Below are 22,234 nucleotides of genomic sequence, written 5' to 3' on the forward strand. Positions count from 1 at the left end.
GATAAGGCTACACTTCAATGAGATCTTTTATATCCCATTTCACAAGAAATGTAATAGAGTCTGAACGTTTTTTCTTTTCTTCGTATGACTCTGCTACGACGTTTCGTTGCTTCTGAATTTGCTCAGCAATGAATCCAGCTTCTAATTGATAAGAAGAATGTCTGTTTTGTTTTTGACGTTCAGCAATGAGAGTGCCTTTAAGTTGGAACTGCATTTCACGACGTTTATGTTCAATAATACTTAAAGTGCCCCAACCAGCTTTTTCAAAGAACTGAATGACTTCTTCAATTGTTTCTAGCGGATATTTTCTTGCAAGGTTTCTACCGGACCAGTATAAAATACCATCTAAATCGTTACCAATTAAATCAGGTAGTAATTCTTCACGTAGCAATTCATAAGCGAAGGCGTTCAATGAAACATCTTCTAAAGATGTTATATCGATTGTATTTTTGCTCACAATATTCCCCTCTTTCTATAGGGCTTATTATATAACATTTCTCATTTATAAAAACAGATTTTTCTTTAGGAAAATTTGAATATATAAGAAGAAAAAAAGAATTGGCAAATTATATGCAAATTATGTATACGTTTTCTTGACGCTTCGACAAAAATAGGAGTAAAATGAACTTGGTATCAAATTATGCTGAAATATTTCGAATAATTTTTTCAGTTTTTCTTATGCCAATAGTGAAAAAACATTATTGTTGTAAATTAATCTGAAAACAGCAGTCAAACATTCAAGGGGGTAATGGGGACATGAAAGGCCGCGAGTATACGTTTCGTAAGTGGCACTCATTAATGGGGGTCATCCCGGTTGGTGTCTTTTTGACGCAACATCTAATTGTAAACAACTTTGCAACAAGAGGAGCAGAGGCTTTTAACAAAGCTGCAGGCTTTATGGAGCTCCTTCCATTCCGGTATGCGCTAGAAATTTTCATCATCTTTTTACCTATACTGTACCATGCTATATATGGCTTATATATTGCATTTACAGCTAAGAACAATGCGGTATCTTACGGTTATTTCCGTAACTGGATGTTCGTCTTCCAACGAATTTCAGGTATCGTTACGCTGATCTTCATTTCTTGGCATGTCTGGGAAACTCGTATTCAAGCAATGTTAGGTAAAGAGGTAAACTACGATATGATGGCAGATATTTTAAACAATCCAGCTATGTTTGCATTCTATTTAGTTGGTGTTGTTTCAACAATTTTCCACTTTGCAAATGGACTATGGACATTCTGCATTAGCTGGGGAATTACAGTGTCTCCACGTTCACAAAGAATCTCTACTTATGTAACATTAGCTATTTTCTTAGGTCTATCTTATGTAGGTGTGAGTGCATTATTAGCGTTCATCGATCCACAGCTAGCAAACCAGTAAGGAGTGGGAGAGCATGAAAGGGAAACTTATAGTAGTCGGCGGTGGCTTGGCTGGCTTAATGGCAACGATTAAAGCGGCAGAAGCAGGAGTAAATGTTGAACTGTTTTCATTAGTACCAGTAAAACGTTCACATTCTGTATGTGCTCAGGGCGGAATTAACGGTGCCGTAAATACGAAAGGTGAAGGGGATTCTCCATGGATCCACTTTGACGATACAATTTATGGTGGGGATTTCTTAGCGAACCAACCACCAGTTAAAGCAATGTGTGAAGCAGCACCTGGTATTATTCATTTAATGGACCGTATGGGTGTTATGTTCAACCGTACGGAAGAAGGACTTCTTGATTTCCGTCGTTTTGGTGGAACACAACATCACCGTACAGCATTTGCTGGTGCAACAACTGGACAGCAATTACTATACGCATTAGATGAGCAAGTACGTCGTCACGAAGTAGCAGGACTTGTAACGAAATATGAAGGTTGGGATTTCTTACGAGCTGTTGTTGATGATGAAGGTGTGTGCCGAGGAATCGTTGCACAAGACTTACAAACTATGGAGATTAAAAGTTTCCAAGCTGATGCCGTGATTATGGCAACAGGGGGCCCTGGTATCATCTTTGGAAAATCAACTAACTCTATTATCAATACAGGTACAGCAGCGTCTGCTGTATATCAACAAGGTGCATATTATGCGAACGGTGAGTTTATTCAAATCCATCCAACGGCAATTCCTGGAGACGATAAGTTACGTCTTATGAGTGAATCTGCACGTGGTGAAGGTGGGCGTGTTTGGACATATAAAGATGGTAAGCCATGGTACTTCTTAGAAGAGAAATATCCTGCTTACGGAAACCTTGTACCTCGTGATATTGCAACGCGTGAAATCTTTGATGTTTGCGTAGAGCAAAAACTAGGTATTAACGGTGAAAACATGGTGTACCTAGATCTTTCTCATAAAGATCCGAAAGAACTAGATATTAAACTTGGTGGAATTATTGAAATCTATGAGAAGTTTACAGGAGATGATCCTCGTAAACTACCAATGAAAATCTTCCCAGCGGTTCACTATTCAATGGGCGGGCTATGGGTTGATTATAAGCAAATGACAAGCATTCCAGGTTTATTTGCAGCAGGTGAGTGCGATTATTCTATGCACGGTGGTAACCGCCTTGGTGCGAATTCACTATTATCAGCAATTTACGGTGGTATGGTAGCAGGACCGAACGCAATTGAGTATATGAAAGGTCTTTCTAAATCATCTGATGCTGTTTCATCTAGTGTATATGAGCAAAATGAATTAATCGAAACAGAGAAATTTAACAATATTTTAACGCTTGATGGTAACGAAAATGCATATGTTCTTCACAAAGAGTTGGGAGAATGGATGACAGATAACGTTACAGTAGTTCGTGAAAATAAAAAGTTATTAGAAACAGATGCAAAAATTGAAGAGTTAATGGCGCGTTACAAACGCATTAACATTAATGATACAGCAAGATGGAGTAACCAGGGTGCTTCATTTACACGTCAACTTGCAAATATGTTTGAGCTAGCTCGTGTTATTACAATTGGGGCATATAACCGTAATGAAAGCCGCGGAGCGCATTACAAACCGGAATTCCCAAATCGTGATGATGCAAACTTCTTAAAAACTACAATGGCAAAATTTGAGGGAGAAGGAAATGCACCAGCATTCCATTACGAAGAAGTGGATGTTTCATTAATTAAACCACGTAAACGTGACTATTCTTCAAAACATGATGTAGCTGCTAAGGGTGAAGAGAAGGGGGATAAGCAACATGTCTGAGAAAACAATCCGCCTCATCATTACGAGACAAGATGGACCAGATGCACAAGAGTTTGACCAAGAGTTTGAAATTCCATATCGTCCAAATATGAATATTATTTCGGCACTTATGGAAATTCGCCGTAATCCTGTTGATTCAAAAGGGAACCAAACAACTCCGATTGCATGGGATATGAACTGTTTAGAGGAAGTATGTGGCGCTTGCTCGATGGTTATTAACGGAAAACCACGTCAATCATGTACAGCGCTTATTGATCAATTAGAACAGCCAATTCGCTTAAAACCGATGAAGACATTCCCGGTTGTACGTGATTTACAAGTTGACCGTAGTCGTATGTTTAACGCATTAAAACGCGTTAAGGCTTGGATTCCAATCGATGGTACGTATGACCTAGGTCCAGGACCAAGAATGCCGGAGAAGAAACGTCAATGGGCTTATGAGCTTTCAAAATGTATGACATGTGGTGTTTGCTTAGAATCATGTCCAAACGTAAACAGTAAATCTGACTTTATTGGACCAGCACCGTTATCACAAGCTCGTTTATTCAACTCGCATCCAACAGGTGAAATGCACAAAGCAGATCGCTTACGTGCAATTATGGGAGATGGAGGGCTTGCAAACTGTGGTAACTCTCAAAACTGTGTGCAATCATGTCCGAAAGGTATTCCATTAACAACTTCAATCGCAGCATTAAACCGTGATACAACAATTCAATCGTTCAAAGATTTCTTTGGTAGCGATAATAACTATTAATAAATATGCCTCTTCATTTGAAGGGGCAATATTTATAAGGTTATTTTTCAGTTTATTCTGTATATTAGTAATTGAAAAGGAGAGAAAACGATGAAGAGAATTTCTTATATTGAAGACTTTAAGCAATGGGAAAGTGGTTTTTCGTTTTACAATCCTGTAAAAGTTCGTTTCGGTGAAGTAGATATGTTTGGACATGTAAATAATGTCATTGCTTTTACATATTTTGAAGAAGCACGTATCGCATTGTTTAAAGAACTTGGATTTATGCAAGAATGGACAAATGAATCATCAGAAACGATGATCGTTGTTGCAGATTTACAATGTAATTTCATCAAACAAATATATTTTGATGAGCAGTTGAAAGTATATGTAAAGGCAGGAACAGTTGGGAATTCTTCTTTAGATTTGCACTATATGGTCAAAAATGCAGAAGGGGAAATTTGTTTAGTTGGACGCGGTATGATGGTACAAGCATCGAAAAAAACAGGAAGAGGCGAGCCATGGCCTGAAGAATGGAAGATGAAATTACTAAAATAATAGAAGAGAATACAAAAATAAGAGAGCGAATCGCTCTCTTATTTTTTATCCTTCATTGCCTCTTCTAATGTTAGATGGTGTTTATATATGTATGTGGCATATGGATTACCAACGTAGCGTATGTGCCATGGTTCGTATGCGTACTCTGTTGTTTCTGTTTTATCTTCTAAATAACGAATGACAAATCCAAACTCATGGGCGTGTTTTGCAACCCATTTCCCTTCTGTTGTCTCGCCAAAGATTGGTTCTAATTGGAATTTAGCAGATTTTGAGCTAATATCCATTGCTAGACCAGTTTGATGCTCACTTGTTCCTGGAATTGCACTTACCGAATTAGCCTCAGTTTTTCCTTGGCGCTTAATATAGGTATTATGTAATGACTGTTGACGTTTGTAAGAACGGTAACCTGAAACTGCTGTAAGTTCTATCCCCTCGTTTTTCGCTGCTTGGAACATTTTCTCAAGCGCATCTGCAGCATCTTTACGAAGTAATGTTTTCTCTTTATCTTTTGGACTAGTAAATGGTACGTTCGGTTTCTTTAAATCTTCTGGAATATACCCATCTGGTAATTTACGATGTTTATTGACTAATACAAGAGCAGAATCTGGATTTGTTACAACGGAAAAATTATCATCTAGTTTTTTTTCATTATGATCAGCTTTTGGAAAAGCAGGAATCTCTTCTTTTGGATGGTTACTATGTTTTTGACTTTCGACAGCTTTCGCCCCATTTTGTAATGGTGATTCAGAACTGAAATAAGCGAAAGATGTGATACCGATTACAATAGTAGCGGCAGAAATAATTATTATTTTTTTCATGATGCCTTGTAATCACAGTCCTTTCTTAATAAAATATGTATTGTTTTTATTATAAGTTTAGTTTGTTGAAAAAGAAATATAAGAGCCGTAACGTAATGAAAATGCAAAGAAAATGTCAGAAAATGTGTGAAATTGTAGTATTTTTTCATATAATTCATTTCTTATCTTTCATGAATTGAATTTTTTATGTAATATATATACATAAGAAGATGTAGCGATTATCGAGAATAAAGAACTTCTTGTATAGACTAGGAGTGAATGGGAATGGATTTTGCAACAATTATTGGACTCATTTTAGGATTTGTAGCGGTAGTAGTAGGGATGGTCGTCAAGGGCGCTGACGTAACAGCCTTATTGAATCCTGCCGCAGCATTAATTATTTTCATCGGTACATTTGCCGCAGTTTGTATTGCATTTCCGATGAATCAACTAAAAAGGGTTCCAAAATTATTTAAAGTTCTTTTTGGTTCAAATAAAAAGGATTTAAGTTATGAACAGTTGCTAGAATTATTTGTTCATTGGACATCTGAAAGTAGAAAATACGGTATTTTGTCTTTAGAGCAACAATTAGACAAAATTCAAGATGAATTTCTTTTACGTGGTATGAAATTTGTGATTGATGGCGTATCCGCAGAAGATTTAGAGCAGATTTTAGAAGCTGAATTAGAAGCAATTGAAGAAAGGCATGCAAAAGGAGCGGCGATTTTTTCACAAGCTGGTACGTATGCACCGACATTAGGGGTTTTAGGTGCTGTTATTGGTCTTGTAGCTGCGCTTGGTAATTTAACTGATATTGACAAGTTAGGACATGCTATTTCAGGTGCGTTTATTGCAACGATTTTTGGTATTTTTTCAGGTTATGTACTATGGCATCCATTTGCAAATAAGTTAAAGCAAAAATCTGCAGCTGAAATCGAGAAAAAACGTTTAATTATTGATTGTTTATTAATGTTACAAGAAGGTACATATCCGTTTATTATGAAGAACCGTATTTTAGGTGCACTTTCTGCAACTGAGCGTAAAAAGCTAGAAATAGGAGCAGAAAAAAATGCGGAGTAAAAAAAATAGAAGAGGTAAAAAGAAAAAACATGATGAGCATATCGATGAAACGTGGTTAATTCCGTATTCTGATATGTTAACGTTGTTATTTGCATTATTCATCGTATTATTCGCAATGAGTAGTATAGATGCTGCGAAGTTTAAACAGATGGCAGTAGCTTTTCGGAGTGAACTAGCAGGTGGAACAGGAAATAAAGAGTTTTTAAGTGATCAGAAGCCGAATGAAGAGAAAGAGTTGTCAGCAAATAGTTTAGAATCTGAGCAGATTAAAAAGAATGCTGAGGCTGAAGTAAAGCAGCAAGAAATGAATGAATTAAAAGCGGTACAAAAAGGTATTGATAAATATATTGAGGAAAAGCAATTATCGTCTTCTTTTAAAACCGATTTAACTGAAAAAGGATTAATGGTAACAATATTAGAAAATGTACTATTCGACTCGGGGAAAGCAGATGTGAAATTAGAATCGTTAGGGATTGCAAAAGAGATGTCTAACCTGCTTGTTTCCGCATCACCTCGTGAGATTACAGTATCTGGTCATACAGATACTGTTCCTATCGCAAATGCTCAGTTTGCATCAAACTGGGAGTTAAGTACACAGCGTGCCGTTAATTTTATGCAGGTATTACTTCAAAATAAAGATTTGCAACCAGGAAAATTTAGTGCAATTGGTTACGGAGAATACCGTTCGATTGCACCAAATGATACACCGGAAGGAAAAGCAAAAAATAGACGTGTAGAAGTGTTTATTTTACCTTTAACGAGAAATATGCAATAAAGAAAGAGGATGGCAAATGCCATCCTCTTTTATTTTGCTTCAAATGATTTTAAGTTGTCACGACGGACTTTATCTTTTTCCGTATCTGATTTTTTGAAATCATAGTCATACAAAGCGCCTTCCCAATCGCCGTACATTGGATTAGGGAAAATGATGAATTTCTCACCAAATTGTGCTTTTGAATCTGCAACTGTTTGATTGCGATCTTTTACCGATTTACCATCAAAACCAGTGAAATCAGATAAGTTATCACCGAAGAATAAGACAATATCATGTGTTTGAGAAACGAGTTCACGGCGTTTCTCTTTCCCTTTTTCTTTCGGATCTTGTAATAATATATGTTCTTTCGTTGCTTGAGGAGCACCTACGCGCTCAAGATTTTTAATAGTTGCATCTAGTTGGTTCGTTTTACGATTTGAGATGTAGTAAATATCTACACCTTTAGACTCTGTATATTTTAAGAAATCAATTGCGCCTGGAAGGGCCTCAGCTTCAGCCTTATTAATCCAATCATCCCATTTGTAAGGATAGCCTTTTCCTGTCTTTACACTCATTGCTTGATGAGGACTGTTGTCTAAAACAGTTTCATCTAAATCAAGTACGATAGCAGGTTTTTTTGCTGTCCCTTTTGCAAGAGCTGCATCCAGCTTCAATTGACCGATATTGTACCCTTGGTAGTAAAGTGCTTTCGTTTCACCAGCTGTTTGATACCATAAATCAGCCATTAATTGCTGTTCTGTTAATTTTACTTTTTCTTCTTTGGCCGCTGTTTTCTCTGTCGTTCCTGAACATGCTACAAGCGATGTAGATAGAACCGCTACAGATAATAAAGTGGTAATGCCCCTCTTCATCTTCATATGTATCCTCCTTGATGTTAGAAAATCATCTTATATTATATATTAAAATATAAAAATTTTTTATGAACATTTGCATATTGTCTTTTGTATATATAGTAGTGTGTCCTATATTAGAAAGATGAGCAAAATAATGATAGTCATTTTGACAGGTTTTATTGTCGTAATGACAATTATAATTGACAAATAAACCTTTGTTATTTACAATTTTAACTAAATAGAACAAATGATGGATTAAAGGTAATGTTATATATAAGAGGATGAAGCGTAGTGCTATATTTTATCCTAAATAAACATAATCTTTGAAAGAGAGTACGAATGATAATAAAGGGGAGGCTTTATACTTTGAGTTTACAAATTCAAAACTTAACGAAACTATTTGGGGAATCAAAAGCAGTTAACGGTTTGCAAATTTCGTTACCAAAAGGTGAAGTGCTAGGATTACTTGGACGAAATGGTGCAGGGAAAACAACTACAATCAAAATGCTTCTCGGATTATTAACGCCTAATGAAGGCTCTATTACATGGGATGGAAAATCATTTGGGACTAGTGGGGTAACGATTGGTTATTTACCAGAAGAAAGAGGTTTATATACAAAAAGTAGAGTAATAGACCAGCTGCGATATTTTGGTAGATTAGAAGGAATGACGAAAAAAGAAGTAGATCTTGCCATTGACCACTGGTTAGAGCGATTAGCAATTCCAGAATACAAATTTAAAACGGCAGGAGAGCTTTCAAAAGGGAATCAGCAAAAAATTCAATTAATTGCTGCTCTTCTTCATAATCCTGAACTTCTCATCTTAGATGAACCGTTTAGCGGACTTGACCCAGTCAATGCTGGGATGTTAGCTAGCATTATTGAAGAACAAGTACAGAGCGGGAAGACAATTATTTTATCCAGTCATCGTATGGAACAAGTAGAAGCTTTTTGCCAACATGTATGTATTTTGAAAAAAGGCGAAGCAGTTGTCAAAGGACAGTTAAGTGATATTAAGAAAGAATATGGTTTCCGTAATTTAACGATTGAAGATACAGCAGAGAATGAAAAGGGATTAGAAGCTATACATGTTTCATATGAAAAACAACAAGGCCTTCTTTATATAAAAGTACAAGACGATGCAGAAGCTCTAAAGATTTTACAACAATTGCAAGAACAAGGTGTTACCTTGCGCCAATTTAAAATGTTAGAGCCGACGTTAAATGAAATCTTTGTAGAGAGGGCGAAATAACGATGCGTAAATTTTCTCATGTATTTTCATTTTATTTTAGAGAAGCGTTTTTATCTAAAAAATCATTAATTACGAGTGCGATATTATTTTTAGTTGTATTTGGGATTTTTGCATTTAATCATTTTACTTCAGGGAATGATAAAAGTAAGGATAAAGATAAAATTGCAGTTGTAACAGAAAGTTCCACATACAACGTACAAAAAGAAGGGTTAACTAAGCTATTACCATCAGCAAAAATAACGGTTGGTTCAAAAGCAGATTTTGATAAACTGCATAAACAAGTAGAAGACGGTGAGCTGGATGGTTTGTTTCATGTAATAGAAAAGAATGGAGCTCCAGAGGTTACGTATATGTATAATGGATTTCCTAGCCAAGCAACTTCTGCAATCATGGCAAGTTATTTCAAACAACAATATACAATGGTGACAATTGCAAAGCATAATGTTTCACCAGAAATTGCACAGCAATTGCAAACTGAAATTTCAGTGAAACAAGAAGCAATAAAAGATCGCTCTTCTTCTTTCGGAATTGCCTATTTCTTTACATTTGCTTTATATATGTTTATTGTCGCGTTCGGAAATACAATTGCAATGAATATTGCATCAGAAAAGGCGTCACGTGTAATGGAAGTCATGCTGCCGAAAGTAAAACCGCTTACGATGATGTATGCGAAAATATTAGCAGTTGTTTCAACAGCTTTATTACAACTGGTCATATTAGCGTGCGGTTATCTTATCCCTTATTTGTTAGGGTGGGTCGATTTAGAAAACGCCTCATTATTTGGAATTCCAATTGACTTTACAAAATTAGATGCAAAAGTTATAAGTATGTTCCTTGTTTATTTCATTACGGGATATTTACTTTATGCGATGATGTACGCTGCAGCTGGCGCTGTTGTTTCTAAGACGGAGGATTTACAAGCTGTATCTTTCCCGATAATGATTTTAATTATGGCTGCATTCTTCATTAGTATTAAATCATTAAGTGATCCGAATAGTACTATCGTTGTTGTAAGTTCTTACGTTCCGTTCTTTACACCGATGGTTACCTTCTCACGTATTGTAGCCGGTGAAGCAGGCATGTTAGAAATTACGATAACATTAGTAGTCTTATTGGCGACGATTGGTATATTAAACGCTGTTACAAGTCGTATCTATGTAAATGGTGTAATGAATTACTCAGACAAAGTGAAATTTAAAGATTTAGCAAAATTTATTAAGCGTCAATAATGAGAGAAAAGCATGATTTTCTATTGAAATCATGCTTTTTCTTTATGTATAAATTAAAAATAGTATATAATAGTAAGAGTTGTCTTTTAATAGAATGAATACAAAGGAGGGTGTGCAGATGGGAATTAGTAGTCGTTTTACAGTAGGTGTTCATATGTTGACTTTACTTGCGATAGATCGAAACTCTCGCTGTACCTCTGAATGGATTGCTGGTAGTGTGAATACAAATCCAGTTGTGATTCGTCGCATTACAGGAATGTTGAAGAGAGCAGGACTTGTTGATGTACAAGCCGGTAAAGGTGGTACGACACTTGCTCGCGATTTAGAAGAAATTACATTACTTGATGTATATAAAGCAGTGGAAGTTGTAGAAGAAGGTCATCTATTTTCCTTCCATGAAAATCCCAACATTGAATGTCCAGTAGGAGCTAATATTCAATCAGTATTAGAAATTATTTTAATGCAAGCGCAAGAAGCGATGGAAAACGTACTTGCAAATGTAACGGTAGAGCAATTAGTTACAAATTTAAAGTCTAAAATAAAAGAATAAAAAAGCGAGCTTCCTCATAATGAGGGCTCGCCTTTTTTTATTCAGAAATATTGAAAATTCTATTTTTCAGTATTTAAAATGAATTTACCTACGATAGCTGCTACGATACCACCAAGAATTGGTGCTACGATGAATACCCATAGTTGAGAAAGTGCTTCTCCACCAACAAATAAAGCTGGTGCGATACTACGAGCAGGGTTAACAGATGTTCCAGTTAAAGGAATTCCTAATAAGTGAATTAAAACTAATGTGAAACCAATTACTAGTCCCGCTAAAGAAGAACTTCCTTTTTTACCTGTTACAGCCATGATAACTAAAATAAATACGAAAGTTAAAACGAACTCAACTAAAAATGCTCCAGATAAACCAAGAGTTCCGAAACCATTTTGTCCTAAATTATCTAAAGGTGTTTTAGCAGAGCGTAAAATCGTTACTAACGTTGCAGTTCCTAATAAACCACCTAAAATTTGAGCTAATACATAATAACAAAGTTCCATAGCGTTCATTCTTTTGTTAATGAACATAGCTACCGATACTGCTGGGTTAATGTGACATCCAGAAATTGTTCCAATGCTATATGCCATAGCTACAATAGATAGACCGAAAGCCATAGCGATTCCTAATGTTCCAATTCCTTCAATTCCGCCGCCAGTGACAGCTACTCCAGTTCCGAATAATACAAGTACAAATGTACCAATAAATTCAGCTATTGCTTTTTTTAACATAATTTACCTCCTATTAATGCGCATGAAACGTATTATAACATAGGTTTTAGTATAAACAGCCAATGAAATACTATTCTGATAAGGCGAAATAGGGGGACAATAAAAAAGATATGGTTCTATGAAGAAGAACCATATCTTTTTTTATGCTGACTTTTTCTGTTTAATGACTGGAACAGAACGGTTTAAAATACTATTTGCAACCATTCCTAACATAATAATAATCATTCCAAATAGGGAAAGGCCACCAGGGAATGAACCGTTCAAGAACACAATTTCACCAAGTACTGTAAAGACCATCGTTCCAGCTTGTGTTGCTTCAACGGCACCAAGTAAAGCGAGGTTGTCTTTTGCTAAGTCAGTGGCAAAGAAAAATGTCATCGTCGCAATAACGCCGGAACATAAAGCTAACAAAAATCCTTGCAGCATTTGGCTAGATGTTGGAATACCAGTAGTAGAAAATCCGTATATACCAAGTAAAATTGTAATAGGAAGACTGCCTATTGCCATTCCTAATACACGCTGGAATGTATCAAGACGTCCCCCCACAAGTTCCATCATTTTTCGGTTGCCGAACGGATATAAAAAAGCAGCTAATACGACAGGTAAAAACCCTGAAATGAACTGAGTTATTGTAATGTGTCCAGCTGCAGTTGTTTGCATACAAATTACACCTAGTAAAATAAATAATGCTACATATAAACTACGAAGCGGAATTTTTCCGCGTACAAGTTTTGTACCTGACTTCGTTTCTATTTTTACGAAAAATAGTGGTGATAAAAGTAAACCTGCTAATATCGTAACTTGCCAAGTTCCGGCAACGAGCCAAGCCGGAGAGAAGACAGCTGCGAAACTTAATAAAGAATAGAAACCAATCCCTGCAACGGAACCCCATCCGATCCATGCGAATGGATGTTTTTTTAACTCTGCCCATAACCCACCTAAGTTTTTGCGAAATAAAACGATAAGGAATAAAATAGGGAGAGCGAATAAAAAGCGGAAGGAAGCTGTCCAAGCCCAGCTCGTTCCAGATACATTCATTGCTCTATTAATAATAAAAGTTGCAGAAAAAAAGGCTGATGATAAGAGGCCTAATAATATTGCACGCATGAAATATAACACTCCTTTTGGAAATAAATAATTATGTATAGTATAATATACTTTAATATAATAAAAGTAAACTATTTTATACTTTAAGGTGGTTTTATAGATGAAAGAACATGAAGATATGCAAACGAAAGAAGTCATTCAGCAAGTAGGTCAGCTATTAAGACAAATTCGAAATGAACAAAAATTAAGTTTAGAAGAATTAGCCCAAAAAACAGGAGTTAGTAAATTAACATTAGGGAAAATTGAGAGAGGTGAAACGAATCCAACGTTAGCTGTCATTTGGAAAATAACGAAAGGGTTATCGATACCTTTATCGAGATTAATGGTTGTGGGAGAACCTGTAGCTGTTGCGCGCTGCGGAGAAGGATTTGCAGTAGATGTAGGACAAGCATGGCATTTAGAAACGATGTTCCGTTACACGAAAGAAACAGGGATGGAAATGCACCGTGCTTGTTTAAGAGCGAATAGTATATATGAACCGGAAGCTCATCATGAAGGTGCTATTGAGCTTGTAACGGTAATGAAAGGGAAAGTATCCATTCAAGTGGAGAATGATGTATACGAATTAAACGAGTTTGACTCCATTCAATTTGAAGCGAATAAGAAACATAGCTATAAAAATGAAGAAGATGAAGTGGCTGTATTACATTTAACGATGAAATACTCTTCATGAAAAAATCACCTATAGAATTCTATAGGTGATTTTTTATATGCTCTTCTTAAGTATAGGAAGTGATGCCATTAGTACGAACGTGGCATAAGTAATAAACAAATAAAGTAAACTAAAAATCCCGTTCCAAAACATAAAATAGCAATGACCCAAAGGATACGAATGAGAGTAGAACTAATATCAAAATATTCTCCTAAACCACCACATATACCAAATAGCATTTTATCAGTTTCGGATTTACATAATTTTTTTGACATATAACGATCAACTCCTTTTTTATATGAAGCTATATACTTCTATTCTATATGGAAATTTATGAGAAGACTATGAGGTTGTATTACATTTTTTTAGTGAAACGATCATATTAATTGTCTTAATTTTCAGCGGATATTAAACTTATAGTAAGAGGTATGAGGCGATTTTTAATAAAGGGTGGGGAAATAGAAATGACAGTATATTGGTTGACTAATGTAATGCTTGAATCAAGGTATACATATGAAGAAGGGGCAATTTCACGAACAGAAACAGAATTATGTAGTTTACTCATTGAAGATGGACGAATTAAAAAAATTATAGAAGGGATTGTTCAAGAGGAAGGGATAGTAACTCTTGATGCGAATCGCTTATTAATTTTGCCGTCTTTCGAAGAGATGCATATTCATATTGATAAAACATATTATAGTGGGCCTTGGAAAGCTTGTATGCCAGCAGACAGTATTTTTACACGTTTTAATGAGGAAGAGAAGATTTTGCCAAAGCAATTAACAACTGCTCAAGACAGGGCGGAAAATATGCTAGAGTTACTACTTCGAAATGGTACAACGAATATTAGAACGCATTGTAATGTTGATCCAATTATTGGACTTCATAATTTGGAGGCGACGTTAGCTGCATTAGAAACATATAAAAATCGGATGTCTGGTAGAATCGTTGCTTTTCCGCAACATGGATTATTGCGCAGTAATTCTGTACAACTTGTGAAAGATGCGATGCGTATGGGTGCGAATCTAGTCGGTGGAGTGGATCCAGCTACAGTGGATAATGATATCGAAAAATCATTACATACGATTATGGATATCGCAGTAGAATTTAATGCAGATGTTGATATTCATTTGCATGATGCGAATAATCTAGGAACGTTTACGATGAAGAGGTTGGCAAGCTTAACAGAAGAAGCAGGGTGGCAAGGTCGTGTAACAATTAGTCATGCGCTTGGACTTGGTGGTGTTACTGATAAAGAAGCTGAAGAAGTGGCAGAAAGACTAGCAGCTTTAAGTATTGATATTACTTCAACGGTGCCAATTGGTAAACAAGTAATTCCAATTCCATTATTAGATAAAAAAGGTGTTAAAGTTTCATTAGGAAATGATAGTATTACAGATCATTGGTCGCCGTTTGGAACTGGCGATATGCTTCAAAAGGCAAATCGATTAGCAGAGCGTTTTGGGTGGAGTGACGAAAGGTCTTTAGGAAAAGCACTTCGCTTTATTACGGGAGGAAAAGAAACGTTAAACAAGGAAGGGAAACGAGCTTGGCCAAATGTAGGAGATGAAGCGAGCTTTGTTTTAACGAATGCAACATGTACTGCTGAAGCGGTAGCGCGTCAAACAGAAAAGCGTTTAGTCGTGTTTAAAGGGGATATTGTTGTTGGAAGTTTAAATGAGGTGGAATTAAATAATCTTGTGTAGAAGAATCGTTTAAATAATTTGAGGAGGGTTCTAATTGAGAATATAGAACTCTTCTTTTTTATTCTTACAATATATTTCGTATAGGAAAGCTAGAAGGGATGAAAAATTTGGACAATCAACATAACCAAAATCATATTATGGGAACTTTGCAATGGTTTATATTTTTATTAGCGAATTCAATCGCACTACCAATTGTCGTTGGAGGGTTATTTCATCTTACGACGGAAGAAATATTTTATTTAATGCAGCGTACGTTTTTTGTAGTTGGTATATCTTCTTTTTTACAAGGATGGATTGGACATAGACTACCAATTGCGGATGGGCCAGCTGGATCTTGGGTTGGTGTATTTACCGTACTTGCTTATGCAACCGTCGGGCAGGATCAATTACATAGTACACTGCAAATTTTGGAATTAGGAATGATCATTTCCGGTGTTATTTTAATAGGATTAGGAGTAACTGGTTTTATTGGACGTATTGTATTTTTATTTACGCCGGTTGTGACAGGGACATTTTTACTTTTATTATGTTTACAATTAAGTGGTGTATTTTTAAAAGGAATGCTAGGAATTACAGCTACTATTTCTCAAATTGATGGATTTACAGCGATAATCGCGTTTAGTATATTTCTGTTCGTTATTATACTATCTAATTTTGGAAAAGGTTTCGTTAAAAGTTATGCCGTTTTAATAGGATTAATTAGTGGGTGGATTATTTTTCTCATTGCAGGGAAAGTGACAATCCCATCTCAAGTAACTCATTTTGTACAACTTCCACATATATTTGCTTGGGGTCTTCCAAAGTGGAATACAGGGATGGCTGTATCGAGTTTCGTTATGGTATGTATTTTAGTTTCAAATACAGTGGCAGCTATTATAGCGATTAATCAAGCTACGATTCATAAAGCGACTATTGAACAAAAACAGTTGAAAGATGGTACATGGGTTGGAGGGATTTCACATATCATTTCTTCTGTATTTTCAACTGTAGGTGTCGTTCCATTACCAGCAACGGCAGGATTTATACGCTTAACAAAGCAAAAATATATACGATCGTTCTTAATGGCATGTGCGTTACTAGTCGTAATGTCACTTTTTCCAAGTATTATTCGTTACTTAGCATCTTTACCATCTGCTGTTGCATCTGCGGTTTTAATGGCTTCGTTCGTACAGTTAATTGGAATTGGATTTAATAATATAAAACAAGTGCCGATGAGTGAAAGGAATATAACGATTTTAGGCGTTGCAGTATTATTTGGCAGCGGCGTTATGTTTTTACCGTCTGGAGCACTCCAATCATTGCCGTCTGTTATGCAATATATATTCGGGAATGGTTTATTTGTAGGTACAGTTGTAAGTATATTGCTAGAACAAATATGGCGTACTGGAAAGTAAGTGGATAAAAAGAGTGTCCGCACTGTATAAAAGTCTAAAATAACATAGGAAATAAAGCCCATTTTTATTCACCACCTGCACATTTCGTTCATACAATATCTTGACTAAATAAACACCCAACTTACACATACACAGCTCTGGCTTAAGCAAGGAGGGTTATACCAGTTGAAGGAAAAAGCGTATCAATCTAAACCTTTACTCACAAAGAGAGAGAGAGAAGTATTTGAATTACTGGTTCAAGATAAAACAACGAAAGAAATTGCAGGTGAACTTTTTATAAGTGAAAAGACAGTTCGCAACCACATCTCTAACGCAATGCAAAAGCTAGGGGTTAAAGGACGTTCACAAGCAGTTGTTGAGCTTCTTCGCATGGGAGAGCTCGAACTATAAGAAAGCAGCCGACTTTTATATGAAAGGTCGGCTATTTTTCTGTTTGTTTCACGTGCTATATGAATGATAAAAACGTTTCATACATAAATAGGTAATAAGGAGGGGATATGTTGAAAAGGATACTGTTAGTTTCAACAAGTGCTCATGATATGAATGGACACCCGACTGGTTTGTGGCTGGAAGAGCTCGCAGCTCCTTATCTTTTATTTAAAAAAGCTAAGTTCGATGTTGATATTGTTTCTATAAAAGGCGGAAGAGTGCCGATTGATAGAGTATCTATTCCGAATGGCATACCTCGTGAATTTAAGCATGTCGCTTCTTTATTGCAAAATACGAGGGCGATTTCAACTGTCCATTCTTCAGAGTATGATGCGGTATTATTTGGTGGTGGACACGGGGCGATTGTAGATTTTCCAGGTAATCCATATGTAGCAAATTTAATTGAGAATATGTATAACAATAACCGGATTGTAGCGGCTGTTTGTCACGGGGTAAGTTCTTTAGTTGGTGTGAAAAATAAAGATGGTTCGTTTTTTGTTGCCGGTAAGAGTATAACAGGTTATACAAACGATGAAGAAAAAGCTGTACATTTAGAAAAGCGAGTTCCATTTTTGCTAGAAAGTAAATTGAAAGAAGAAGGGGCTTTGTTTTATGTAGCACCTAATTTTACGCTACATGTTGTAGTGGATGGTCGTTTAATTACAGGGCAAAATCCGCAGTCTAGTGTGGAAATAGGTAAAGCTATAAGAAGAGCTGTAAATAAATTATAGAAAAAATACCCGCTACTAATAAAGGGAGTGGGTATTTTATTGCGAAAGGAATATTTTTTGTATAGTGTAGATTGAAAATACAATAAACTAAAAAGACATAATGAGTATAATAACTTCATTTATAATCATTCATGAATTTGCTATACTATTTTGTATGAACAAAAGGGGAGGCTCTTTTAAATGAGAAAAGTTGCGTGTGCAAATACTTATATTAATAAAATAAAGCCTATTATTCGAAAAACGAGTTTTAGCCAATTAAAAATAGATGAAATCGCGAAATATATGGATATTAGTAAAGCTACTTTATATAAACGTTTTTCTTCGAAAGGTGAGATTATTGAAGCGGTAGTAGAGGATTTCATAAACTATCTTCTTGAAGGTGATGCGGATAATCAAGATGAAAGTCTGTCCTTTGCAGAACGTTTCCAAAAGACGTTTATCCATTCTTTAAAATGTGTGACGTATATTTCGGATATCTTTTTGCAAGATTTGAAAGAAGCGTATCCGCATTTGTCAGATCAGTTAGTCGCTGCACAACAAAATCGTAATCGTAATTTACAAATGTTTTTTGAGTCGGGTATGGGACAAGGATACTTTAATAAAATGAATGCGCAATTATTTATGGTACAAGATGATGTGATGTTAAGGCGTATTATAGATCATTCTTTTTGTATTCAATACGATATTACGTTAAAGAAAGCGATACTGGATTTTTATCAATTAAAGAAGTATCAACTTTTTAAGCCGGAGTATATAGAAGCAATTGATGATTCTGAAATTGAAAAAGAAATTATTGCTATTTTGCAAATGATTTCGTAAAAAAGCAGGTTTTCCTATACGAATGGAAAACCTGCTTTTTTTATTACATGTTATTTTTTACGTGTTGTAATACGAATTCAGCTACTGGGCCACCTGAAGCCGGATTTTGACCAGTGATAACACGATTATCTTCTACAGCGTAAGCTTCCCAAGGCTGCGTAGCTTTTTCGTAAAGCCCTCCATTTTTAATGAGTTCATCTTCTGTTAAAAATGGAACAAATTGATCCAATCCAGCTAGTTTTTCTTCTTCATTTGAGAATCCTGTTACTTTTTTACCGCTAATTAAACGTTCCCCATTACTTAATGTGATATGAAATAAACCAGCAGCTCCGTGACAAACAGAGGAAACAATTCCGCCATTTTCATAAATGTTGCGGCTAATCATTTGAAGTTCTTTATTTTCTGGGAAGTCCCAAATCACACCGTGACCGCCTGCGTAATAAATAACAGCGTAGTCTTCTGGATTCACTTCACTCGGTTTCATTGTAGAACCGAGACGATTCATAAACTCTTTCTTTTGATACCATTCCCAATCGATGCTCTCCGCCATTGCTAAACTGTGCGGATCAATCGGTGTATAACCACCTTGTGGGCTGACATAATCTACTTCGTAACCAGCTTCTTCAACTTTTTTAACGAAATGGACGGCTTCACCAAGCCAAAGCCCAGTAGCTCGATTTAAATTTGGATATTTTTCTACGCTCGTCAACACAACTAACATTTTTTTCTTCATCATAATCCTCCTGTAATGTTTCTTCTATATAAAAGTTCTTTATTTACTTCATTTTATTAAGTTAGAAATTGCAAATTTGAATAACCATGTCAGTCCTCCTTATATCGGATTCGAAATTAGTGTATAACAATTTTTGAACAAAGTAAACTAAAAACACTAAATTAGTTTACTTTGTATATTTTTCATTGACAAACTGTAATGCTGAAACTATGATAGTTCCATGAATATCGAACAACATACATGTTTCGTTTCGAATTCAATTTGTCGCGCGATAAATTTATACATTTAATGAAGTTGTTTAGTGGTGGTAGAGGAGCTAAATAACTGTATTTTTTCATTTGCAGTTACTACAATCAGGAGAGGTGTTACACATGGGGGAAGATATAAGTAACCATTCAAAATGGTTTGTTTTCACATTATGTTTTATCGTTTTATTAGGACCGATGAACGCGGTTTTATTTAATGTAGCGTTAGAAGATATTGCTAGTGATTTGTCGATTAGCCAATCGAAAGTCAGTTGGGTTGTAGTAGGGTATTCCTTAGTTGTCGGTATTGGTTCGATAATATATGGGAAACTGGCGGACCGTTACAGTGTAAAAAAACTATTAATAACTTCCATTATCATATTTGTAGCTGGTTCAATTATTGGATTTGTAAATCAATCTTATGCGATTGTCATTTTCGCAAGATTAGTGCAGGCGAGTGGGGGAGCGGCGTTTATTGCGCTTAGTATGATTGCGGTGGAAAAATTAGTTAATCCTGCTAAGAAAGCGGGTGTGCTAGCAATGATTAGTTCTTCTATTGCATTAGCAGTTGGTATCGGTCCTTTAGTTGGTGGAGCAATTACGAATACGTTAGGATGGCCGTATTTATTTTTATTTATGGTTATTTCAATGATTGGTATTTTCTTGCTTGTAAAATTTATGCCAGAAGAGGTGCAACATACCGATGAAGTGTTCCGCTTTGATTTCATTGGAGCAGTTTTATTATTTGTATTGATTACGACCGTTTTATTAGGTGTAAATATGAATAGTTGGCTATTTGTGCTATCTGCTGCTTTCTTATTTTTATTCACGGTTCGTATGAAGAACGCGGAGAATCCCTTTATTGATATTGAGTTATTTACGAATAAACCATTTCTGCGTTTAATTGCGGTTGGATTTATAATTAATGTGGCGCTATGTGCTAGTTTGTTATTATTACCATTACTGCTAGGGAGAGAGCATAGTTTATCTCCGTTCGTTATCGGGATTGTATTGTTTGTTGCATCTCTCTTTGGTATTGTATCTAGTTTTGTTACCGGAAAGATTGTTCCTTCGTTTGGGAATGTGAGACTGATTAATGTAGCGTCTGTAGTTATGATCGTTGGTTTTTTAATTTTAGGGCTTATTCCGAAAGGGAGCTTTATTGTTATTTTAGTAGCGATTATTTTAACATTTATGAGTTATTCAGCTATTCAAGTATCATTAAACACATTTATACCGAAAACATTACATCCAGCTAAAGTTGGATTGGGACTTGGTTTATATAATTTAATTAACTTTTTCGGTATGGCATTTGGACCAGCTGTAGCGAGCAAAATTATGGAGTCTACAAATAGTTATCGTTTGAATTTTAGTTTAATCGTCATTTTAATTTCTGCTCATTTCTTCTTATTAATAGGAATGTCTTCTTTCCAAAAAAAAGATGGAGCAATAAAGTGAAACTTTAATTAGTGGGGGTCTTACTGCCCGGCAAATAGCGAGGTAAATATGCAATTTATATAGAAGAAACCGACTTTCGTATAGAAGGTCGGTTATTTTTCTGTCTTGCAAATTATGAAAAAAAGGAGCAAAATAAAAAAGGTCCTAGTCTATACAGGTACAAATGAAAATTTTCATACAGAAGCAGTTTAAGTGAGCGAACTTAAAGTGTGTAAAATATAATGATAAAATAAGATGATGAATGAGAAAACGGGTGATGAAGTTGAATAGAGCAATCGGTGTTATCGATTCAGGAGTTGGTGGTTTAACTGTAGCGAAGGAATTAATTCGTCAGTTGCCGAAAGAGCGTATTATATATTTAGGGGATACAGCGCGTTGCCCTTATGGTCCACGTTCTCGAGAAGAAGTGCGTCAATTTACGTGGGAAATGACGGAGCATTTACTAGATTTAAATATCAAGATGTTAGTTATTGCGTGTAATACAGCAACTGCGGTTGTATTAGAAGAAATGCAGAAACAATTACCAATTCCGGTAGTGGGAGTTATTCACCCAGGATCACGTACAGCTTTAAAAGTGACAAATACGTATCATGTTGGGATTATTGGTACGATTGGAACGGTGAAAAGTGGTGCATACGAAGAAGCGTTAAAGTCTATTAATAACCGTGTTATGGTAGAAAGTTTAGCATGTCCGCCTTTCGTCGAACTTGTAGAAAGTGGGAATTTCGAAAGTGAAATGGCGTATGAAGTTGTAAGAGAAACATTGCAACCGCTGAAAAATACCGATATTGATACACTTATTTTAGGTTGTACACATTATCCAATTTTAGGTCCTGTTATTAAAAAGGTAATGGGAGATAAAGTGCAACTAATTAGTTCTGGTGATGAAACAGCGCGTGAAGTAAGTACAATTTTATATCATAGTAAAATGTTGAATGAGGGAGAGGAACAAAGTGATCATCTCTTCTTAACAACAGGGAAAATAGGCCTATTTAAAGAAATTGCATCAAAATGGTTCGGTCAGCCGATTGAAAATGTGAAGCATATTCATTTAGAAGAATAATAATAGAATTCATATAAGTGAACCCCTGAGAAATTAGGGGTTTTTTGTTTATCCCGCTATTTGCCGGGCAGTAAGACCCTACTGATTAAAGTTTCACTTTATAAGAAGCACAGCTTGTTCTAAAACGTGAAATAGCTCGTATACATAATAGTACAAACTTAGTTTTTAGGGGGGAA

The 22,234-nt window shown here is 35.7% G+C and carries 24 protein-coding genes; 17 read left to right on the forward strand and 7 right to left on the reverse strand.

The genetic code is table 11. The features are described from left to right. Nucleotides 1–7: 7 nt before the first annotated feature. The gene (locus ACS2MN_RS17735; protein WP_000042215.1) at nt 8–457 is read right to left on the reverse strand and encodes a YslB family protein; all 450 of its coding nucleotides are present in this window, start codon (nt 455–457) and stop codon (nt 8–10) included. A gap of 299 nt (nt 458–756) precedes the next feature. Here ACS2MN_RS17735 and sdhC point away from each other — a divergent pair, with 299 nt between their 5' ends. From sdhC to ACS2MN_RS17755, 4 genes are all read left to right on the forward strand, one after another. Then, on the forward strand, nt 757–1,383 hold the full coding sequence (sdhC, locus tag ACS2MN_RS17740) for a succinate dehydrogenase cytochrome B558 (RefSeq protein WP_000678354.1): 627 nt from the start codon (nt 757–759) through the stop codon (nt 1,381–1,383). A 13-nt stretch (nt 1,384–1,396) separates the two neighbouring features. Then, nucleotides 1,397–3,190, forward strand: a complete 1,794-nt coding sequence (gene sdhA, locus ACS2MN_RS17745; protein WP_000676745.1) for a succinate dehydrogenase flavoprotein subunit — start codon at nt 1,397–1,399, stop codon at nt 3,188–3,190. Then, the gene (gene sdhB, locus ACS2MN_RS17750) at nt 3,183–3,944 is read left to right on the forward strand and encodes a succinate dehydrogenase iron-sulfur subunit (RefSeq protein WP_001291830.1); all 762 of its coding nucleotides are present in this window, start codon (nt 3,183–3,185) and stop codon (nt 3,942–3,944) included. The genes sdhA and sdhB overlap by 8 nt, the downstream gene beginning before the upstream one ends. A gap of 90 nt (nt 3,945–4,034) precedes the next feature. Further along, nucleotides 4,035–4,481 (forward strand): acyl-CoA thioesterase, encoded by a 447-nt coding sequence (locus ACS2MN_RS17755; protein ID WP_088055307.1) that lies wholly within the window; start codon nt 4,035–4,037, stop codon nt 4,479–4,481. Nucleotides 4,482–4,519: 38 nt separating this feature from the next. On the opposite strand, the gene ACS2MN_RS17760 is transcribed toward ACS2MN_RS17755, so the two are convergent. Beyond that, entirely contained in the window at nt 4,520–5,299 is a 780-nt protein-coding gene (locus ACS2MN_RS17760) for a M15 family metallopeptidase (protein ID WP_000720188.1), read from the reverse strand. A 264-nt stretch (nt 5,300–5,563) separates the two neighbouring features. Between ACS2MN_RS17760 and motA the strand changes: the two genes are divergently transcribed. After that, nucleotides 5,564–6,358, forward strand: coding sequence for a flagellar motor stator protein MotA (motA, locus tag ACS2MN_RS17765; protein WP_000344856.1), 795 nt, complete (start codon nt 5,564–5,566; stop codon nt 6,356–6,358). Next, nucleotides 6,348–7,133 (forward strand): flagellar motor protein MotB, encoded by a 786-nt coding sequence (motB, locus tag ACS2MN_RS17770; RefSeq protein WP_001256738.1) that lies wholly within the window; start codon nt 6,348–6,350, stop codon nt 7,131–7,133. Before motA ends, motB begins: the two co-directional genes overlap by 11 nt. A 29-nt stretch (nt 7,134–7,162) precedes the next feature. Here the strand turns inward: motB and ACS2MN_RS17775 are convergent, their stop codons facing one another. Then, complete coding sequence (locus ACS2MN_RS17775; protein WP_000782780.1) at nt 7,163–7,990, reverse strand: 5'-nucleotidase, lipoprotein e(P4) family; 828 nt, start codon at nt 7,988–7,990, stop codon at nt 7,163–7,165. 342 nt (nt 7,991–8,332) lie between these two features. Between ACS2MN_RS17775 and ACS2MN_RS17780 the strand changes: the two genes are divergently transcribed. From ACS2MN_RS17780 to ACS2MN_RS17790, 3 genes are all read left to right on the forward strand, one after another. Next, nucleotides 8,333–9,217, forward strand: coding sequence for an ABC transporter ATP-binding protein (locus tag ACS2MN_RS17780; RefSeq protein WP_000058105.1), 885 nt, complete (start codon nt 8,333–8,335; stop codon nt 9,215–9,217). Between the two features lie 2 nt (nt 9,218–9,219). Continuing rightward, complete coding sequence (locus ACS2MN_RS17785) at nt 9,220–10,446, forward strand: ABC transporter permease (protein ID WP_001224995.1); 1,227 nt, start codon at nt 9,220–9,222, stop codon at nt 10,444–10,446. Nucleotides 10,447–10,564: 118 nt separating this feature from the next. Then, nucleotides 10,565–10,996: an Rrf2 family transcriptional regulator gene (locus ACS2MN_RS17790; RefSeq protein WP_000512996.1), complete on the forward strand. Its 432-nt coding sequence runs from the start codon at nt 10,565–10,567 to the stop codon at nt 10,994–10,996. A 59-nt stretch (nt 10,997–11,055) separates the two neighbouring features. Here ACS2MN_RS17790 and ACS2MN_RS17795 read toward each other — a convergent pair whose 3' ends face one another. Beyond that, the gene (locus ACS2MN_RS17795; RefSeq protein WP_000913214.1) at nt 11,056–11,721 is read right to left on the reverse strand and encodes an aquaporin; all 666 of its coding nucleotides are present in this window, start codon (nt 11,719–11,721) and stop codon (nt 11,056–11,058) included. Nucleotides 11,722–11,862: 141 nt separating this feature from the next. Beyond that, nucleotides 11,863–12,828: a DMT family transporter gene (locus tag ACS2MN_RS17800; protein ID WP_001201643.1), complete on the reverse strand. Its 966-nt coding sequence runs from the start codon at nt 12,826–12,828 to the stop codon at nt 11,863–11,865. 100 nt (nt 12,829–12,928) lie between these two features. Here ACS2MN_RS17800 and ACS2MN_RS17805 point away from each other — a divergent pair, with 100 nt between their 5' ends. Continuing rightward, on the forward strand, nt 12,929–13,501 hold the full coding sequence (locus tag ACS2MN_RS17805; protein WP_000658048.1) for a helix-turn-helix domain-containing protein: 573 nt from the start codon (nt 12,929–12,931) through the stop codon (nt 13,499–13,501). 68 nt (nt 13,502–13,569) lie between these two features. Here ACS2MN_RS17805 and ACS2MN_RS17810 read toward each other — a convergent pair whose 3' ends face one another. Beyond that, nucleotides 13,570–13,755, reverse strand: coding sequence for a PspC domain-containing protein (locus tag ACS2MN_RS17810; RefSeq protein ID WP_000038412.1), 186 nt, complete (start codon nt 13,753–13,755; stop codon nt 13,570–13,572). Nucleotides 13,756–13,944: 189 nt separating this feature from the next. On the opposite strand from ACS2MN_RS17810, the gene ACS2MN_RS17815 reads away from it, so the two are divergent. The 5 genes from ACS2MN_RS17815 (at nt 13,945) to ACS2MN_RS17835 (ending at nt 18,559) form a co-directional block, all read left to right on the forward strand. After that, nucleotides 13,945–15,186 (forward strand): amidohydrolase family protein, encoded by a 1,242-nt coding sequence (locus ACS2MN_RS17815; RefSeq protein ID WP_098709794.1) that lies wholly within the window; start codon nt 13,945–13,947, stop codon nt 15,184–15,186. Between the two features lie 98 nt (nt 15,187–15,284). Continuing rightward, a complete protein-coding gene (locus ACS2MN_RS17820) occupies nt 15,285–16,580 on the forward strand; it encodes a purine/pyrimidine permease (RefSeq protein ID WP_088055305.1) in 1,296 nt (431 codons plus the stop codon). Between the two features lie 165 nt (nt 16,581–16,745). Continuing rightward, nucleotides 16,746–16,970, forward strand: a complete 225-nt coding sequence (gene gerE, locus ACS2MN_RS17825; RefSeq protein WP_000659484.1) for a spore germination transcription factor GerE — start codon at nt 16,746–16,748, stop codon at nt 16,968–16,970. Nucleotides 16,971–17,077: 107 nt separating this feature from the next. After that, the gene (locus ACS2MN_RS17830) at nt 17,078–17,740 is read left to right on the forward strand and encodes a type 1 glutamine amidotransferase domain-containing protein (protein WP_087949477.1); all 663 of its coding nucleotides are present in this window, start codon (nt 17,078–17,080) and stop codon (nt 17,738–17,740) included. A gap of 180 nt (nt 17,741–17,920) precedes the next feature. Next, on the forward strand, nt 17,921–18,559 hold the full coding sequence (locus ACS2MN_RS17835) for a TetR/AcrR family transcriptional regulator (RefSeq protein WP_087949478.1): 639 nt from the start codon (nt 17,921–17,923) through the stop codon (nt 18,557–18,559). 43 nt (nt 18,560–18,602) lie between these two features. Here ACS2MN_RS17835 and ACS2MN_RS17840 read toward each other — a convergent pair whose 3' ends face one another. Further along, on the reverse strand, nt 18,603–19,292 hold the full coding sequence (locus ACS2MN_RS17840; RefSeq protein WP_088055303.1) for a type 1 glutamine amidotransferase domain-containing protein: 690 nt from the start codon (nt 19,290–19,292) through the stop codon (nt 18,603–18,605). Nucleotides 19,293–19,663: 371 nt separating this feature from the next. Between ACS2MN_RS17840 and ACS2MN_RS17845 the strand changes: the two genes are divergently transcribed. Both ACS2MN_RS17845 and racE read left to right on the forward strand, forming a co-directional pair. Continuing rightward, nucleotides 19,664–20,995, forward strand: a complete 1,332-nt coding sequence (locus ACS2MN_RS17845) for an MFS transporter (protein ID WP_000503390.1) — start codon at nt 19,664–19,666, stop codon at nt 20,993–20,995. Nucleotides 20,996–21,251: 256 nt separating this feature from the next. After that, nucleotides 21,252–22,058, forward strand: a complete 807-nt coding sequence (gene racE / locus ACS2MN_RS17850) for a glutamate racemase (protein WP_000773999.1) — start codon at nt 21,252–21,254, stop codon at nt 22,056–22,058. Nucleotides 22,059–22,234: the final 176 nt, after the last annotated feature.

Source organism: Bacillus cereus group sp. BceL062, from assembly GCF_051780025.1.
Classification (GTDB): domain Bacteria; phylum Bacillota; class Bacilli; order Bacillales; family Bacillaceae_G; genus Bacillus_A; species Bacillus_A toyonensis.

Coding starts and splice junctions, on each gene's coding strand:
- sdhC (WP_000678354.1), top strand. CDS start 757: ATGAAAGGCCGCGAGTATACGTTTCGTAAGTGGCACTCATTAATGGGG.
- sdhA (WP_000676745.1), top strand. CDS start 1,397: ATGAAAGGGAAACTTATAGTAGTCGGCGGTGGCTTGGCTGGCTTAATG.
- sdhB (WP_001291830.1), top strand. CDS start 3,183: ATGTCTGAGAAAACAATCCGCCTCATCATTACGAGACAAGATGGACCA.
- ACS2MN_RS17755 (WP_088055307.1), top strand. CDS start 4,035: ATGAAGAGAATTTCTTATATTGAAGACTTTAAGCAATGGGAAAGTGGT.
- ACS2MN_RS17760 (WP_000720188.1), bottom strand. CDS start 5,299: ATGAAAAAAATAATAATTATTTCTGCCGCTACTATTGTAATCGGTATC.
- motA (WP_000344856.1), top strand. CDS start 5,564: ATGGATTTTGCAACAATTATTGGACTCATTTTAGGATTTGTAGCGGTA.
- motB (WP_001256738.1), top strand. CDS start 6,348: ATGCGGAGTAAAAAAAATAGAAGAGGTAAAAAGAAAAAACATGATGAG.
- ACS2MN_RS17775 (WP_000782780.1), bottom strand. CDS start 7,990: ATGAAGATGAAGAGGGGCATTACCACTTTATTATCTGTAGCGGTTCTA.
- ACS2MN_RS17785 (WP_001224995.1), top strand. CDS start 9,220: ATGCGTAAATTTTCTCATGTATTTTCATTTTATTTTAGAGAAGCGTTT.
- ACS2MN_RS17790 (WP_000512996.1), top strand. CDS start 10,565: ATGGGAATTAGTAGTCGTTTTACAGTAGGTGTTCATATGTTGACTTTA.
- ACS2MN_RS17795 (WP_000913214.1), bottom strand. CDS start 11,721: ATGTTAAAAAAAGCAATAGCTGAATTTATTGGTACATTTGTACTTGTA.
- ACS2MN_RS17800 (WP_001201643.1), bottom strand. CDS start 12,828: ATGCGTGCAATATTATTAGGCCTCTTATCATCAGCCTTTTTTTCTGCA.
- ACS2MN_RS17805 (WP_000658048.1), top strand. CDS start 12,929: ATGAAAGAACATGAAGATATGCAAACGAAAGAAGTCATTCAGCAAGTA.
- ACS2MN_RS17810 (WP_000038412.1), bottom strand. CDS start 13,755: ATGTCAAAAAAATTATGTAAATCCGAAACTGATAAAATGCTATTTGGT.
- ACS2MN_RS17815 (WP_098709794.1), top strand. CDS start 13,945: ATGACAGTATATTGGTTGACTAATGTAATGCTTGAATCAAGGTATACA.
- ACS2MN_RS17820 (WP_088055305.1), top strand. CDS start 15,285: ATGAAAAATTTGGACAATCAACATAACCAAAATCATATTATGGGAACT.
- ACS2MN_RS17830 (WP_087949477.1), top strand. CDS start 17,078: ATGTTGAAAAGGATACTGTTAGTTTCAACAAGTGCTCATGATATGAAT.
- ACS2MN_RS17835 (WP_087949478.1), top strand. CDS start 17,921: ATGAGAAAAGTTGCGTGTGCAAATACTTATATTAATAAAATAAAGCCT.
- ACS2MN_RS17840 (WP_088055303.1), bottom strand. CDS start 19,292: ATGAAGAAAAAAATGTTAGTTGTGTTGACGAGCGTAGAAAAATATCCA.
- ACS2MN_RS17845 (WP_000503390.1), top strand. CDS start 19,664: ATGGGGGAAGATATAAGTAACCATTCAAAATGGTTTGTTTTCACATTA.
- racE (WP_000773999.1), top strand. CDS start 21,252: ATGAAGTTGAATAGAGCAATCGGTGTTATCGATTCAGGAGTTGGTGGT.